This window comes from Pseudarthrobacter sp. 1C304, assembly GCF_052245515.1.
Lineage (GTDB): Bacteria > Actinomycetota > Actinomycetes > Actinomycetales > Micrococcaceae > Arthrobacter.
On record NZ_JBQQCH010000007.1, the window covers coordinates 51,413 to 67,234 of the forward strand.

Below are 15,822 nucleotides of genomic sequence, written 5' to 3' on the forward strand. Positions count from 1 at the left end.
CGCCACAATAGTTTGTGTTTGCCCGTGATGGTCTTGGACACTGTCACCAATTACCGATACACCCGCGATGATGCAGGAGAAGTATGTTTTCGAAAATTCTGGTGGCCAACCGCGGCGAAATCGCGATCCGTGCCTTCCGTGCGGGCTACGAACTCGGCGCCAAGACCGTGGCGGTCTTCCCGCATGAGGACCGCAATTCCATCCACCGCCAGAAGGCCGACGAGGCCTATCTGATTGGCGACGAGGGCCACCCTGTCCGGGCCTACCTCGACGTGGACGAAGTGGTCCGGGTGGCCAAGGAAGCCGGCGCCGACGCCATCTATCCCGGGTACGGCTTCCTGTCCGAGAACCCGCAGCTGGCCCGCTCCGCGGCCGCGGCAGGCATCACCTTTGTGGGCCCGCCCGCGGAGGTCCTCGAACTCGCGGGCAACAAGGTCGCGGCGCTGGAGGCGGCCCGCAAGGCCGGTGTACCCGTGCTGAAGTCCAGCCGCCCGTCGAAGGACGTCGACGAGCTCATCGCGGCGGCCGACGAGATCGGTTTCCCCATCTTTGCCAAGGCCGTCGCCGGCGGTGGCGGGCGCGGCATGCGCCGCGTCGACACGCGCGAGGCCCTCCCGGAGGCGCTGCAGGCTGCCATGCGCGAAGCCGACGCAGCCTTCGGCGACCCCACCATGTTCCTGGAGCAGGCGGTCCTCCGGCCCCGCCACATCGAGGTCCAGATCCTGGCTGACGCGGAGGGCAACGTGATGCACCTCTTCGAACGCGATTGCTCCATCCAGCGCCGCCACCAGAAGGTCATTGAGATCGCCCCGGCGCCGAACCTCGACGAGGGCATCCGGCAGGCTTTGTACCGCGACGCCGTGAAGTTCGCGAAGGCGCTGAACTACGTCAACGCGGGGACTGTGGAGTTCCTTGTCGACACCGTGGGGGAGCGGGCCGGCCAGCACGTCTTCATCGAAATGAACCCGCGCATCCAGGTGGAGCACACCGTCACCGAGGAAGTCACCGACGTCGACCTCGTCCAGGCCCAGATGCGCATCGCCGCCGGCGAAACCCTCGCGGACCTGGGGCTGTCCCAGGACACTGTCCGGCTGCGCGGGGCCGCCCTGCAGTCCCGCATCACCACCGAGGACCCGGCCAACGGCTTCCGGCCCGACGTCGGAAAGATCACCGGCTACCGTTCGGCCGGCGGCGCCGGGGTCCGGCTCGACGGCGGCACCGTGTACTCCGGCGCCGAGATCAGCCCGCACTTCGACTCGATGCTGGTCAAGCTCACCTGCCGCGGACGCGACTACGCCACCGCCGTCGCCCGGGCACGCCGTGCCCTCGCCGAGTTCCGCATCCGCGGCGTCTCCACCAACATCTCCTTCCTCCAGGCCGTCCTGGACGATCCGGACTTCATCGCCGGCAACGTCGCGACGTCCTTCATCGACGAGCGGCCGGAACTGCTCAAGGCCCGGGTCTCCGCGGACCGCGGCACCAAGCTGCTGACCTGGCTGGCCGATGTCACCGTCAACAAGCCCAACGGCGAGCTGACTGTGCACACCGACCCCGCCGACAAGCTCCCGGACGTCAAGGATGAGCAGGCCCGGCCCGGATCACGCCAGCGGCTGCAGGAGCTCGGCCCCGAGGGCTTTGCCCGGGCCCTGCGCGAGCAGAACGCCGTCGCCGTCACTGACACCACCTTCCGCGATGCGCACCAGTCGCTGCTCGCCACCCGCGTCCGCACCCGTGACCTGGCCGCCGCCGCGCCCGCCGTGTCCAAGCTGCTGCCCGAACTGCTTTCGGTGGAGGCCTGGGGCGGGGCGACCTATGACGTCGCGCTGCGCTTCCTCGGCGAGGACCCCTGGGACCGGCTCGCGGCGCTGCGCAAGGCGCTGCCGAACGTGTGCCTGCAGATGCTCCTGCGCGGCCGCAACACGGTGGGCTACACCCCGTACCCGGAGGAGGTTACGGTTGCGTTCGTCAACGAGGCCGCCAAGACCGGCATCGACATCTTCCGCATTTTCGACGCCCTCAACGACGTCAACCAGATGGCCCCGGCCATCCGCGCCGTCCGCGAAACCGGAACGGCCGTCGCGGAAGTGGCGCTGTGCTACACCGCCGACATGCTGGATCCGGAGGAGACGCTCTACACCCTTGACTACTACCTGGAGCTGGCGCAGAAAATCGTCGACGCCGGCGCCCACATCCTGGCGATCAAGGACATGGCCGGCCTGTTGCGCCCCGCCGCCGCCGCCCGCCTGGTGGCGGCACTGCGCGAACGTTTCGACCTCCCGGTGCACCTGCACACGCACGACACCGCGGGCGGCCAGCTCGCCACCCTGCTCGCGGCCGTCGAGGCCGGCGTGGACGCCGTGGACGTGGCCTCCGCATCCCTGGCCGGCACCACCAGCCAGGTCTCGGCGTCGGCACTGGTCGCGTCCCTGGCCCACACGCCCCGGGATACCGGGCTGAGCCTGGCCAGCGTCTGCGCGCTGGAGCCGTACTGGGAAGCCGTGCGCCGGGTCTATGCCCCCTTCGAATCCGGGCTGCCGGGCCCCACCGGCCGGGTCTACCAGCACGAGATCCCCGGCGGCCAGCTCTCCAACCTGCGCCAGCAGGCCATGGCCCTGGGCCTGGGGGAGCGGTTCGAAGCGATCGAGGACATGTACACCGCCGCGGACCGCATCCTGGGCCGGCTGGTGAAAGTCACCCCGTCCTCCAAGGTGGTGGGCGACCTCGCGCTGCACCTGGTGGGCCTCAACGCCGATCCCGCGGACTTCAACGAGAACCCGCAGAAGTACGACATCCCGGACTCGGTCATCGGCTTCCTGTCCGGCGAACTGGGGGATCCCCCCGGCGGCTGGCCGGAACCGTTCCGCACCAAGGCGCTGCAGGGCCGCAAAACCAAGGTCCGCGACGTCGAGCTGAGCGCCGAGGACAGCGCCGCACTGAAGTCCGACTCCAAGACCGTGCAGCAGACCCTCAACCGGCTGCTCTTCGCCGGTCCCACGAAGGACTACCAGAAGAGCGTGGAGACCTACGGCAACCTCTCGGTCCTGGACACCCGCGACTACCTCTTCGGGCTGCAGCGCGGGGCCGAGCACGAGATCGAGCTGGAGAAGGGCGTCCGCCTGATCGCCTCGCTCGAGGCCGTGTCCGAGCCGGACGAAAAGGGCATGCGCACCGTGATGTGCACCCTCAACGGCCAGTCCCGGCCGGTGGTGGTGCGCGACCGTTCCGTAGTCAGCAACGTCAAGGCCGCCGAACGCGCGGACACGTCCCAGCCGGGCCAGGTGGCCGCACCGTTCGCCGGTGCCGTCACCCTGACCGTCAAGGCCGGGGAAACGGTCAAGGCCGGCGACACGGTCGCTACCATCGAGGCCATGAAGATGGAGGCGTCCATCACGACGCCGGTGGCCGGCACCGTTTCGCGGCTCGCCGTCGGCGCGATCGAACAGGTCCAGGGCGGGGACCTGCTGCTGGTCGTCGAGTAGCGGTAGCGCACAAGCAGAAGGGCTCCCCCCGGCCGTGAACCACGGCAGGGGGGAGCCCTTCCGGTTTAACCGCAACGCGGGGTCAGATATCGCCCATCGAAGGACTCCGGATGGGCGGTAAGTGACCCCGCGTTGGTGTGGTGCGTGGCGGGCGCTAGACCTGCGTGGGACGCGGTGTGCCGTACATTTCCTCGATGACGTTCTCGAAGTCCTTCATCACCTGGGCCCGCTTGACCTTCATTGACGGCGTCAGGTGCCCGGAGGCCTCCGTAAAGTCGGCGGCGACGATCCGGAAGGACTTGATCGCCTCGGCCTGGGACACGGACTGGTTGGCGCTGTTGATGAGCTCCTGCACCGCGGCTTTGACGACGGGGTGCTCGGTGGCTTCGGCGAGGGTGGTCGAGGCGGGCAGCCCGTGGCGGTGCAGCCAGCCGGGCAGCGCCTCCTCGTCGAGCGTGACCAGCGCGCCGATGAAGGGGCGGTTGTCGCCCACCACCAGTACCTGGGAGACCAGCGCGTCGGCGCGGATCTGGTCCTCCAGGAGGGCGGGGACCACGTTCTTGCCGCCGGCCGTGACGATGATCTCCTTCTTGCGGCCCGTGATGGTCAGGAATCCCTGCTCATCGAGCTGGCCGATGTCGCCCGTGCGGAGCCAGCCGTCGTCGAAGGACTCGGCGGAGAGGTCCTCGCGCTTGTAGTAGCCGCGCATGACGCACACGCCCTTGGCGAGGATCTCGCCGTCGTCGGCGATCTTTACCGCGTTGCCGGGAATCGGGGCGCCGACCGTGCCGATCTTGATCAGGTCGGGCGTGTTCACGGTGACGGGGGCCGTGGTCTCCGTCAGCCCGTAGCCTTCGAGGATCTGAAGGCCGATGCCCTGGAAGAAGTGCCCCAGCCGTTCGCCCAGCGGGCCGCCGCCGGACACCGCGTGGGCCACCTCGCCGCCCATGGCGGCGCGGAGCTTGCTGTAGACGAGCTTGTCGAAGACGGTGTGCTTGAGCTTCAGGCCCAGGCCGACCTTCCCGGCCTGGCGGGCCCGGGAGAACTCGATCGCCGTGTCCGCGGCGCGGTGGAAGATGGCGCCCTTGCCGCCGTCCTCGGCCTTGGTCAGCGCCGAGTTGTAGACCTTCTCGAAGACCCGCGGTACCGCCAGGATGAACGTCGGCTTGTAGCTCTGCAGGTCCGGCAGGAGGTTCTTGATGTCGGGCGTGTGCGCCACGGTGACGCCGGCGGCGACTGCCAGCACCGAAATGAAGCGGGCGAACACGTGGGCCAAGGGCAGGAACATGATGGTCCGCGCGTGCTCGTGGACGATGGTGTTCAGCGACGTGGCCAGGGCGTTTTCGGAGAGTTCAACGAAGTTGCCGTGGGTCAGTTCGCAGCCCTTCGGCCGGCCGGTGGTGCCCGAGGTGTAGATGATGGTTGCGAGGTCCGTCAGGGATGCCAGGCTGCGACGGGCCTCGAGGTCCTCGTCACTGACGGCCGCGCCGGCGGCACGGACCTCGTCGAGGCCGGTTCCTTCGAGCTGCCAGACGTGGGCGAGGTCAGTGAGGCCTTCGGACGTGGCGGCCTGCCGGATGATGTTCTCGTGGTGGGCGGACTCGCCGAAGGCGGCGACGGCGCCGGAGTCGCCGAGGTTCCAGGCGACCTGGGAGGGGGAGGACGTCTCGTAGATCGGCACAGAGACCGCGCCCGCGAACCAGATGGCGAAGTCGACCAGTGCCCACTCGTACCGGGTGCGGGACATGATGCCCACCCTGTCGCCGGCGCCGACGCCGCTGGCCATCAGGCCTTTGGCGAGCAGTGAGACATCGGCCAGGAATTCGGTGGCGCTGATGTCCTGCCACTGGCCGGCGTCGTCCAGGCGGGAGAACAGGGCAGGGTTCGATCCCTTGGCGGCCTGGCGCAGGACCAAGTCCGTGACGTTCGATTCCGGGGGGACGGTGACCAGGGGCGGGACACTGATTTCTCGCACGGTAGCTCCTTTGATATCCATAGACCCGCAAGGGGTACGACTAACACTAGTATGTGGCCCAAGGCATGTGTGTTCTACAACACGTACTGGCGAGTAACTTACCATTTTGGCAGCCCCGCGGCCGAGCCGGAGCGCTCCGGAGAATAGGATGGGGAACCATGCACACACCTATGCCCGGCCAGCAGCCCGGCCCGTACCGCAGGAGGGCCGCCTGGCGGCGCCGGGCACTTGGCGGAGGGGCCATCGGAGCGGCCGGGGCACCGGCCGGACAGGGGTTCCGCGAGCATCTGCGGCTGGGCCGGAAAGGCTTGGCCATCGGCGTCGACATCGGAGGCACCAAGGTTGCGGCCGGCGTGGTCGACGCCGAGGGCCGGATCCTGGCCCAGGCCCGGCGATCCACCCCGGGCAACGACCCCCGCGCGGTGGAGCGTGTGATCGTCGAACTGGTCGAGGAACTCGGCGCAGGCCACCGGATCTGGTCCGTGGGCATCGGCGCGGCCGGCTGGATGGACCTCGACGGCGGCACCGTGCTGTTCAGCCCCCACCTGGCCTGGCGCAACGAACCCCTCCGGGACAACCTGCAGCGCCTGCTCCGCCGTCCGGTGCTGCTGACCAACGACGCCGACGCCGCGGCTTGGGCGGAGTGGCGCTTCGGCGCCGGGCAGGGCCAAAACCGCCTGGTCTGCATCACGCTCGGCACCGGAATCGGCGGTGCCATGGTCATGGACGGGCGGCTGGAACGCGGACGCTTCGGCGTGGCGGGGGAGTTCGGCCACCAGATCATCATGCCGGGAGGCCACCGGTGCGAGTGCGGCAACCGGGGCTGCTGGGAGCAGTACGCCTCCGGCAACGCGCTGGGACGCGAAGCCCGTGAACTCGCCGCCGCCAATTCCCCGGTGGCCCAGGAACTGCTCAAGGCGGTGGACGGCGACGTCGACCGCATCACGGGCGTGGTGGTCACCGAGCTGGCCAAGGCGGGCGATCCCACCTCGCGGGAGCTGCTCGAGGACGTCGGGGAATGGCTCGGACTGGGCCTCGCCAACCTTGCCGCCGCGCTGGATCCGGGCAAGTTCGTCATCGGCGGGGGACTCTGTGACGCCGGCGAGCTCCTCGTTGGCCCGGCGCGGAAGGCGTTTGCCCGGAACCTCACCGGCCGCGGCTTCCGGCCCGCTGCGGAGATCGAGCTGGCTGCGCTGGGACCGAACGCCGGCCTCATCGGTGCCGCGGACCTGTCCCGGGTCACCAGCCGCATGCACGGCTAGCCGCGGACTGGCCAGCCGGACAGTCGGCAAGCCTAGAGGCGTGCGCCGTCGTCGTATTCGTCCTTTTCGCCCGGCAGCTTCATGATCAGGAAAACCACCGACGCCGCGAAGGCGGCCACCATGCCGAGGATGGCCATCAGCGGGGCGGACCGCCAGAACATGGCAGACATGACCAGCGCCACGGGACCGCCCACGGCCCCCAGCCAGGCCAGCACGGTCATCGGGTCGGCCCCGGCGAGGCTGGGCGGCTCCTCGGGCACAAAGTCGCCCGGGAGCTGCAGGTCATCGTCCCCGGCCTCGGAGTCCCGCGGGCCGGATGCCGCCGGCCGGTCCTCCCCGGCGGCTGCGCTGTCGGGGACTCCCGCGCCTGCCCGGGCCTGCGCCTGCCGCTCCTCGGCGGACAGCTCAACCGGTGCCCCGACGGACAGGCCCAGGGGGTCGAAGTCGCTGAAGGGCCGGGGCGCCGCGGGGCCCGGGGCATCCGTGCCGGATCCAGCAGGACGACCCGGTCCGCTCCCGCCGTCGAGGGCTTCCGCAGTTCCGGGGCCGGCGTCCGGAACCTTGCCTTCCAGCCGCGCCACCAGGTCCAACCAGACCGCGTCGTCCTGGTTGGCGCGCGGATCCGGGGAATCGGGGTCAGGGGAAGCGGGGTCCGGTCTAGTCATCTGCCGTGTCCTTCTGGCTAGCGTGGGCGGCGCCCGGAGTGCCTCCCGCGACCAGCGACCGGATGAACTCGGCCGAGCCGCGGAAGATTTCCGGCGCATCGTTGTCCATCGTAGCTACGTGGTAGCTGTTTTCCAGCCGGATCACCTCCAGCGGGGCGCGGGTCAGTCCGCGCCGTAAGGCCTCCATGCTGGTCTCCGAGACCACATGGTCCACCGTCGAACGGTAGACCCGTACCGGGGCCGAGATCCGGGGGAGCAGCCGGCGCGTGTCCTTGAAGAGCTTGTTCAGCTCGTACGCCGCGGCGACCGGCGTCCGCGGGTAGGCACCCTCGTCGATTCCTTCCTTAAGGATGTCGTTGGCGATTGCAGGGGTGCTCTTGAGCACGTACCGGAGGATCCCGGCCAGCGGCGCCCGGGGATCGTCGATGACGAGGCCGGGATTGACCAGCACGGCCCCGGCCACCGGGCGGGTGGCCGCGACCCGCAGCGCCAGCGCCCCGCCCATGGACAGCCCGGCCACGGCGACGTGCTCGCATTCGCCGGCGAGCTCCACGTAGGCGGCGTCGATGGCCGCGGCCCAGTCCCGCCAGTGCGTGCGGGCCAGTTCCTGCCAGCTGGTGCCGTGCCCGGGCAGCAGCGGCATGCGCACGGCGAAGCCGGCGTCCGCCAGGGAGCGGGCCCAGTCCCGGACGCCGTGCGGGCTGCCCGTGAAGCCGTGCGACACCACGACGCCGGTCCGGGGGCCGGTTCCGGTGAACGGGCTGCTGAACGGGGTGTGGTCCGGCAGAGCGGTCATGGGGTCTCCGGGTCTCGGGTGGCGGGCTGGCCTGGTGCTGGTGCTGGTGCTGGTGCTGGTGCTGGTGCTGGTGCCGGGTCCGGGGCCCCGTGCGGCGCGGCAGCCGCGTGGCGGAGGAAAAACCGGGCAGAGCGGTCGAAAATTAGGGGAGCGTCGACGTCGAGCGTGGCCACATGCCCGCTGTCCGGGAGACCCACCACTTCCAGCTCCCTCGACCCCAGCCGCTTCCGCAGCAGTTCCAGCGAGGTTGGCGGAACCACGACGTCGGACGCCGACTTGAAGACGAGCGCCGGGGCCGTGACGTCGGGCAGCCCGCGCCGCGCCGCCCTGAAGAGCCGGCTCAGCTGGTGCACGGCCTCCAGCGGCGTGAGCGAGTAGTCGCCGTCCTCGGTGGTGACGGGCGCCGGATTCGGTTCCTGGACTGGAACCGTGGTGCGCCGGACGTGCTTCAGCAGGCCGACGTAGCGCACCCGGCGGTCATAGAAGCTCAGCCCCGGATTGACGACGGCGACGCCGGCGACCGGGTGGCGGGCCGCGGCGCGCAGCGCGATGGCCCCTCCCATGGAGAGTCCCGCCACGAAGCAGCTCCGGGATCCCGCGGCGAGGTCGAGGTAGGCGTCCTCGAAGGCCTGATACCAGTCGCGCCAGCCGTGCCGGGCGAGGTCGCGCCAGTCCGTGCCGTGTCCGGGAAGCAGCGGGACGGACACGGCGAAGCCCTGCCGGGCCAGATGGTCGGCCCAGGGAAGCACGCTGTGGGGGCTGCCGGTGAAGCCGTGGCAGATGGCCACGCCGATGCCCGCATTCTCGCCGTGGCCGGAATAACTGAACGCTGCGGGCGCCAGGGGAGTGCTTGGGCTCATGTGCCCATCGTGTCACTGTTCCGGACAAAACTCACTAGAGTAGGGTGTCATTGAAGTCCTGGCCGGTTCCCCTGCAGGGCCGGCCAGACGCCTTCGGGAGAGGTTCACCACGTGTTTTATTGGTTCATGAAGACGTTCGTTCTCGGACCGGTGCTGAAGACGCTTTTCAGGCCCTGGGTCAAGGGCCTGGACAACGTACCCGCCGAGGGCGCCGCCATTCTGGCCTCCAACCACCTCTCCTTCTCCGATTCCATTTTTATGCCGCTGATGGTGCCCCGCCCCGTGGTGTTCCTTGCCAAGTCGGAGTACTTCACCGGCAGGGGCATCAAGGGCAGGCTGACCGCAACGTTCTTCCGGCTCACCAACCAGCTGCCGATGGACCGCTCCGGCGGGGCCGCTTCCGCCCGCTCACTCGACGCCGGCATGGACGTGCTGAAAAACGGTTCCCTCCTGGGCATCTACCCCGAGGGAACCCGCAGCCCGGATTCGCGCCTGTACCGGGGCAAAGTCGGGGTGGCCCGGCTGGCGCTGCAGGCCCGCGTGCCCGTGATCCCGGTCGCAATGATCGGCACCGACAAGGTCCAGCCGATCGGCAAACGGATGCCCAACATCCGGCGGATCGGTATGATCTTCGGCGAGCCGCTCGACTTCAGCCGGTACTACGGCATGGAGGATGACCGCCTCATCCAGCGCTCCGTGACTGACGAAATCATGTACGAACTGATGCGGCTCTCCGGCCAGGAATACGTCGACGAGTACGCCGCCGTCGTTAAGCTCCGGCTCGCCGGAAAAGCCACCGAGGTTCCCGGCGACGGTACGGCGGGCGATGGCGCGGCGGGCGGCGGCGCGGCACCGGAAAGTGCATAAGCCGGGCGTGTGACGGACCCGGCGCGGTCAATGACGGCCGGGGGCCGACGATCGATGCCGGGGCAACTATCCTTAGAGGGTGACTGAGCTATCTGCGCCTTCGGCCTTCCCCCTGAACAGTTCCCTGAGCGGCTCGCCTTTTGCGGGTTCCGCGTTGACCAGCACCGCCCAGAGCGGTGCGGCAAACTATCCGGGACTGGATCACTGGCGGGAGCTGCCCGCCTCCCAGCAGCCGGACTGGTCCGACAAGGCCGTCTTCGAAGCTTCCGTCAAGGAACTGTCCGTCCTGCCGCCGCTCGTGTTCGCGGGCGAGGTGGACATCCTGCGCGAACGGCTCGCTGCCGCCGCGCAGGGGAAGGCTTTCCTGCTCCAGGGCGGGGACTGCGCGGAAACCTTTGAAGCCGCCACGGCGGACAAGATCAGCGCCCGCGTCCGGACCATCCTGCAGATGGCCGTGGTGCTCACCTACGGCGCCGCCATGCCGGTCATCAAGATGGGGCGCATGGCCGGGCAGTTCGCCAAGCCGCGGTCCTCCAACGATGAGACGCGCGAAGGCGTCACGCTGCCGGCCTACCGGGGCGACATCGTCAACGGCTACGACTTCACACCGGAGTCCCGCGCCCACGACGCCAGCCGGATGCTCAAGGCGTACCACACCTCCGCCTCCACCCTGAACCTGATCCGCGCGTTCACGCAGGGCGGCTTCGCCGACCTGCGGCTGGTGCACCAGTGGAACAAAGGCTTCACCGAAAACCCGGCCCATGCGCGCTACGAATCCCTGGCCCGCGACATCGACCGTGCCATCAAGTTCATGGCCTCCTGCGGTGCCGACTTCGAAGCGCTCAAGCGCGTGGAGTTCTACGCCAGCCACGAGGCGCTGCTGCTCGATTACGAACGCGCCCTGACGCGCATCGACTCCCGCACCGGCTTCCCTTACGACACCTCCGCGCACTTCCTCTGGATCGGTGAGCGCACGCGCGAACTGGACCACGCGCACGTCGACTTCCTCTCGCGGGTGCGCAACCCGATCGGCGTGAAGCTGGGGCCGGGCACCAGCGGCGATGACGCGCTGCGCCTGATCGACAAGCTGGACCCGGACCGCGAACCGGGCCGCCTGACGTTCATCTCCCGCATGGGCGCGGGCAATATCCGCGAGAAGCTGCCCCCGATCGTGGAGCGCGTCACCGCGTCCGGGGCCCAGGTGCTGTGGGTAACCGACCCCATGCACGGCAACACGGTCACCTCACCCAACGGGTACAAGACCAGGAACTTCGACGACGTGATCGACGAGGTCCGCGGCTTCTTCGAGGTCCACCACACCCTCGGTACGGTTCCCGGCGGCCTGCATGTCGAGATGACCGGCGACGACGTCGCCGAGTGCCTTGGCGGCGCGGACCCCGTGGACCAGGAAGCATTCCTGGACCGCTACGAATCGGTCTGCGACCCGCGCCTGAACCACATGCAGTCCCTGGAGATGGCCTTCCTGGTGGCCGGCGCCCTGGCCAAGCGCTAAGGGCAGGAACTACGAATCAAATGACGACAGGCTCCGCCCGGCTGGTTTCAGCCGGGCGGAGCCTGTTTAAGGGAGCGTGACCGGTCAGTCCCGGTGAGGTCCGGTCCGGCCTGGTCCGGTCAGACCACCGTCAGGGTGATGACGGAGCCCTCCGGGACCTGCTTGTTCACCGGGTCCTGGTACCGGACCGTACCGAAAAATCCGCCCAGGATCTCCTCCACCTGGACCTCAAAGCCCAGGTCCTCCAGTGCCTTGCGGGCTTCGTCGACCTGCTTACCGACGAAGCTCGGAACGTCAACAAGCCGGGGCCCCTTGGAGATGGTCAGCGTCACGGCCCCGCCCCGGGAGAGGTTCCCGGAGGCCGGATCCTGAGCCACCACGCCGCCCTTGGCCACGTTCCGGTCAAAGACGGTTTCCGGCGAGATCACGGCCTTGAGGCCGGCAGCTTCAATGGCCTTGACCGCGGCCCCCTGCTCCTGGCCACGCACGTCGGGCACCGGAATCGGCTGCGGGCCCTTGGACACGGTGAGATCCACGGGTGTGCCGTGCCGCACCGGGTTGCCGCTGCGGGGCGCCTGGGCCAGCACCGTGCCGGCCGGCGCGGTTTCGTCGAACGTCTCGGAGATGTTACCCAGCGCCATACCCGCGCCGTTGAGGGCGTTCTTGGCCTCGTCCAGTGACTTCCCGGTGAGCTCGGGCAGCGGGAACAGCTCGGGGCCCTTGGAGACGGCAAGGGACACGGGCTGGAATTTCCGGATGACCTCGCCTGCGGCAGGCTCGGATGCCACCACCAGGCCGGCGGCGACGTCGTCGTCGAAGACGTCCTTGGTGGTCGACTGGAACCCTGCCGCGCGGAGCAGCTGTTGGGCCTCGGCCACGGTCTTGTTCGCGAGCTCGGGAATGGTGCCGGGGGAACCCGGCCCCATGCCGAAGAACCAGCCGGCGCCGCCGGCCAGCAGCGCGGCAATGACCAGCACCAGGATCCAAAGCAGTCCGCGGCGCCGCGGGTTGCCCTCGCGCAGGCTCCGGACCGGTGTGGCCGCGGCACGCTGGCGGGCTTTTTCCTCGTCCCGGTCGTACTTGCGTTGCGCCCTCTTGCTGGCCGGAGCGGCAGGCTCCTCAACGTCGTCGTAACCGTCCGGGTACGGCACCTCGTCCGGCGCGGACAGCGGACCGTAGCCCGGATGCCGCGGGGCTGCGGACATCACCGTGGTGGGGTTGCTGCCGCGGGCGATAAATTCGGTGGTCTGCTGCCGGACGCCGATCACCTCGGTGGCGCCAGCCTCAGGACGGGATTCGGCGGTGCCGCCGGGGCGCCGGGCCGGCGGGGCAGGCGCGGGAGGCACCGGGGGAAGGACCGGACGGGCCGCCGGGGGCTGCAGGTCGAGATCGGCGTCGCTGAGGTTCCGCCGGATGTGCCGGAGCTCGGACAGCAGGGCGTTTCCGTCGACGGGGCGTTTGTCCGGGTCGTTGGCGGTGCACCACTGCACCAGTTCGTCGATTTCGCCGGCCAGCCCGGGGACCAGTTCCGAGGGGGCGCCGACAGCCGAGTTGACGTGCTGGTAGGCCACCTGGATCGGAACCTCGCCCTCGAACGGCTGCCGGCCGGTGATCATCTCGTACAGCATGATCCCCACCGAATAGATGTCACTGCGGGCGTCGGCCTGCTTGCCCAGCACCAGTTCGGGCGAGAGATACGCGACGGTGCCGATCAGGGCACCGGTGCTGGTGGACGTGGAAATGGCCCGGGCCAGCCCGAAGTCGCCGAGCTTGATCCGGCCGTCGTCGGCAATCAGGACGTTCTCCGGTTTGATGTCCCGGTGGATGAGGCCGGCGTCGTGGGCGGCGCCCAGCCCTTCAACCACCGGGTCGATCAGGGCCAGCGCCAGCCGTGGGGGCAGCGCGCCCTTGTCTTTGAGGACATCGCGCAGGGTGTGGCCCTTGATGTATTCCATCACCAGGTAGGCCACCCGGTCGTCCTCGCCCTGGTCCAGGACGCCGACGACGTGCGGGTGTGACAAACGGGCGGCGGCTTTCGCCTCGCGGCCCAGCCGGTCGAGGAACTGCGGGTCGCCGGCCATGTGGGGGTGCAGCACCTTGAGGGCTACATCGCGCTCCAGCCGGCGGTCCGTGGCCACATAGACAGTGGACATCCCGCCGCTGGCGAGCCTGGACTGGATCAGGTACCGGCCATCCACCAGGGTGCCGACGAGGGGGTCCGACGAGTATTCCTGCACTATACGATCCTAATCGCTGCACGGAAACGGGTCCGAACCAACGTGTGATCCGGACCCGTATTGTTATCCGACGGGGCGTGGGCAGGGCGCCGGCGGGTCGGCTGGCGCCGGGGCGGCCTGGACTGTTAGCCGAAGTTCTTCTGGTGCGCCTTGATGGACGCGACATAGGCCTTGGTGTCGTCGTACATGCCGTACTTGCTGACTGAGTACTGGCCCTGGTAGTAGCCGGCGATCGCGGTGTCGAGGTCCGGGCTGGTGCGGATCAGCTGGCGGATGATGGCGACGCCGGCCGTGGCGTTGTCGTAGGGGTCCAGGAGGTTCAGCTGGCGGCCCACCAGGTCCGAGGCCCATTCGCCCGAGGACGGGATGACCTGCATGGTGCCGATCGCGTTCGCGGGGGAGACCGAGCGGTGGTTGAAGCTGGACTCCTGGAAGGCGAAGGCCAAAGCCAGCGAGGGATCGACGCCCATGCGGCGGGCGGTGTCCGCCACGATCGACTTCATTTCTTCGCGGCTGGGCACCGGGGCGGCGTTCAGCAGGGCCTTGTTCTGGTTGGCGGAACTGACCACGGCGTCCGGGTAGGTGAAGCCAAGGAAGCTGTTGGGGACCAGCGGTGTCACGGGAGCAGCGGGCGGAGTCGAAGCCGGTGCCACGGATCCGCCGGACAGGGCCAGCTTCTGGCCGGGGTAGATGATGCTGCTCATGGTCAGGCCGTTGGCCGAGAGGACGTCGGCGAGCTTGACGCCGTTTTTCGCGGCAATGCCGGAGAGCGTGTCGCCGGACTTGATGGTGTACGAGCCCGCCGGGGCGGAAGCGGTGGGTGCTGCCGGGGCAGGTGCCGGTGCGGGGGCGGACGGTGCCGGGGCGGCGGTGCCGCCGCCGATCTTGATCTGCTGGCCGGGGTAGATGATGGAGCTCATGGAGAGCCCGTTCCAGCTGAAGACCTCGGAGAGCTTGACGCCGTGGCGGTCTGCGATCGCGCCCAGGGTGTCACCGGACTTGACGGTGTAGACCCCGCCGGCTGCAGCCGCAGCGGGTGTTTCCGGGGCGGCCGGAGCGGGGGCGGATGCTTCTCCGCCGAGCTTGATCTTCTGGCCGGGGTAGATAATGGTGTTCGCCTGCAGCCCGTTCAGGGCGAGGACCTGGTGCGTGTCCAGGCCGAACCTGCCGGCAATGGCGCTGATGGTGTCGCCGCGGGCAATGGTGTATTCCGCCGGAGCGGCGACCTCGGCGGGGCGGAACGCGGAAGGAACAGTCGCCGGGACAGACCCGGACGGGATGAGTGCCGGGGCCTGCGTAGTGGCAGCCTGGGCCTGGATGGCGGCCGCCAGCGTGGCAGGCAGCGCGCGGGGCGCAACAGCAGATGCCGGCTCCGCGATCGCCAGAGAGGAAAGAACGACGGCGGGAAGGGCTGCCGTCGTGGCCGCAAGCATCGGCAGGCTGGGCCTGGGGTTGGGCTTTGGCGAACGGAACGTCGTCATGGGGAAGATCCTCTTCTCAGCGGCGAACGCTGCGGGGCTGGCCTGTGGTAACGCTGTTACTTAAGTTATTCCTGTTACTGCTGGTAACAGTGTGATTAAAGTTATCACTGTTACAAATGTGATCTATGAGAATCTCTCACGAATTGCCTGCCAGCACAAGAAGTCTGTGATTTACCGGGGAAGGGCCGCTTACCGGGAGTAATGCGGGGTGCCCGCCGGAATCGCCGGAACACCGTCCGGGCAGACTCGGGGAAAGCGGGGAAAGTCCGCTGGTGGGATGCCGTCAAACTAGGCGCAAAGCCCGCCGGCATGGCAATCTTGATCCGTGAGCAATGTAGAAAGCCTGGTGGGCGAATGGCTGCCCCTGCCCGATGTCGCACAACTCCTGGACGTTCCGATTACCAAGGTCCATGCGCTCCTTGACGAACGCGCGTTGGCTGCCTTGCGGGTGGGCGAGCGCCGGATCCGCTGCGTTCCTGCGGAATTCATCCAGGACGGCCACGCGGTTGAAAGCCTGAAGGGGACAATTGTGGTCCTCGCGGACGCCGGCTATTCCGACGAAGAGCTGATTGTCTGGCTGTTTACGGCGGATGAATCCCTCCGCGGCCGGCCTATTGACGCCCTGCGGGAGGGCCGGAAAACGGAAATCCGTCGCCGCGCCCAGTCCCTGGCCTGGTAGGCGCCGCG

General features: G+C 68.8%; 11 protein-coding genes. 5 read left to right on the plus strand and 6 right to left on the minus strand.

What is annotated here, in order from left to right:
* The first annotated feature begins 83 nt into the window (after positions 1–83).
* On the plus strand, positions 84–3,479 hold the full coding sequence (locus ACTWQD_RS13635; protein ID WP_443196661.1) for a pyruvate carboxylase: 3,396 nt from the start codon (positions 84–86) through the stop codon (positions 3,477–3,479).
* A gap of 154 nt (positions 3,480–3,633) precedes the next feature.
* Here ACTWQD_RS13635 and ACTWQD_RS13640 read toward each other — a convergent pair whose 3' ends face one another.
* Positions 3,634–5,454: an AMP-dependent synthetase/ligase gene (locus tag ACTWQD_RS13640; RefSeq protein ID WP_443196662.1), complete on the minus strand. Its 1,821-nt coding sequence runs from the start codon at positions 5,452–5,454 to the stop codon at positions 3,634–3,636.
* Between the two features lie 158 nt (positions 5,455–5,612).
* On the opposite strand from ACTWQD_RS13640, the gene ACTWQD_RS13645 reads away from it, so the two are divergent.
* Positions 5,613–6,716 (plus strand): ROK family glucokinase, encoded by a 1,104-nt coding sequence (locus tag ACTWQD_RS13645; protein ID WP_443196663.1) that lies wholly within the window; start codon positions 5,613–5,615, stop codon positions 6,714–6,716.
* Positions 6,717–6,748: 32 nt separating this feature from the next.
* On the opposite strand, the gene ACTWQD_RS13650 is transcribed toward ACTWQD_RS13645, so the two are convergent.
* From ACTWQD_RS13650 to ACTWQD_RS13660, 3 genes are read right to left on the minus strand one after another with little or no spacing between them, the layout of a single operon-like run.
* Positions 6,749–7,381 (minus strand): hypothetical protein, encoded by a 633-nt coding sequence (locus ACTWQD_RS13650; protein ID WP_443196664.1) that lies wholly within the window; start codon positions 7,379–7,381, stop codon positions 6,749–6,751.
* Positions 7,374–8,177 carry an alpha/beta hydrolase gene (locus ACTWQD_RS13655; protein ID WP_443196665.1) on the minus strand — a complete coding sequence of 268 codons (804 nt, stop codon included), beginning with the start codon at positions 8,175–8,177 and terminating at the stop codon, positions 7,374–7,376. Before ACTWQD_RS13655 ends, ACTWQD_RS13650 begins: the two co-directional genes overlap by 8 nt.
* Positions 8,174–9,037, minus strand: coding sequence for an alpha/beta hydrolase (locus tag ACTWQD_RS13660; protein WP_443196666.1), 864 nt, complete (start codon positions 9,035–9,037; stop codon positions 8,174–8,176). The genes ACTWQD_RS13655 and ACTWQD_RS13660 overlap by 4 nt, the downstream gene beginning before the upstream one ends.
* 111 nt (positions 9,038–9,148) lie before the next feature.
* Here ACTWQD_RS13660 and ACTWQD_RS13665 point away from each other — a divergent pair, with 111 nt between their 5' ends.
* Positions 9,149–9,904, plus strand: coding sequence for a lysophospholipid acyltransferase family protein (locus ACTWQD_RS13665; RefSeq protein ID WP_443196667.1), 756 nt, complete (start codon positions 9,149–9,151; stop codon positions 9,902–9,904).
* A 79-nt stretch (positions 9,905–9,983) separates the two neighbouring features.
* Positions 9,984–11,417, plus strand: coding sequence for a class II 3-deoxy-7-phosphoheptulonate synthase (locus ACTWQD_RS13670; RefSeq protein WP_443196668.1), 1,434 nt, complete (start codon positions 9,984–9,986; stop codon positions 11,415–11,417).
* Between the two features lie 119 nt (positions 11,418–11,536).
* Here ACTWQD_RS13670 and ACTWQD_RS13675 read toward each other — a convergent pair whose 3' ends face one another.
* Both ACTWQD_RS13675 and ACTWQD_RS13680 read right to left on the minus strand, forming a co-directional pair.
* Positions 11,537–13,657: a protein kinase domain-containing protein gene (locus ACTWQD_RS13675; RefSeq protein WP_443196777.1), complete on the minus strand. Its 2,121-nt coding sequence runs from the start codon at positions 13,655–13,657 to the stop codon at positions 11,537–11,539.
* A gap of 122 nt (positions 13,658–13,779) precedes the next feature.
* Complete coding sequence (locus ACTWQD_RS13680; RefSeq protein ID WP_443196669.1) at positions 13,780–15,135, minus strand: LysM peptidoglycan-binding domain-containing protein; 1,356 nt, start codon at positions 15,133–15,135, stop codon at positions 13,780–13,782.
* A gap of 325 nt (positions 15,136–15,460) precedes the next feature.
* Here ACTWQD_RS13680 and ACTWQD_RS13685 point away from each other — a divergent pair, with 325 nt between their 5' ends.
* A complete protein-coding gene (locus tag ACTWQD_RS13685; protein ID WP_443196670.1) occupies positions 15,461–15,814 on the plus strand; it encodes an Rv2175c family DNA-binding protein in 354 nt (117 codons plus the stop codon).
* Positions 15,815–15,822 lie beyond the last annotated feature (8 nt).

Excerpts from the sequence above, each read along its gene's own strand:
- ACTWQD_RS13635 (WP_443196661.1), top strand. The coding sequence starts at position 84 with ATGTTTTCGAAAATTCTGGTGGCCAACCGCGGCGAAATCGCGATCCGT.
- ACTWQD_RS13660 (WP_443196666.1), bottom strand. The coding sequence starts at position 9,037 with ATGAGCCCAAGCACTCCCCTGGCGCCCGCAGCGTTCAGTTATTCCGGC.
- ACTWQD_RS13645 (WP_443196663.1), top strand. The coding sequence starts at position 5,613 with ATGCACACACCTATGCCCGGCCAGCAGCCCGGCCCGTACCGCAGGAGG.
- ACTWQD_RS13650 (WP_443196664.1), bottom strand. The coding sequence starts at position 7,381 with ATGACTAGACCGGACCCCGCTTCCCCTGACCCCGATTCCCCGGATCCG.
- ACTWQD_RS13680 (WP_443196669.1), bottom strand. The coding sequence starts at position 15,135 with ATGACGACGTTCCGTTCGCCAAAGCCCAACCCCAGGCCCAGCCTGCCG.
- ACTWQD_RS13655 (WP_443196665.1), bottom strand. The coding sequence starts at position 8,177 with ATGACCGCTCTGCCGGACCACACCCCGTTCAGCAGCCCGTTCACCGGA.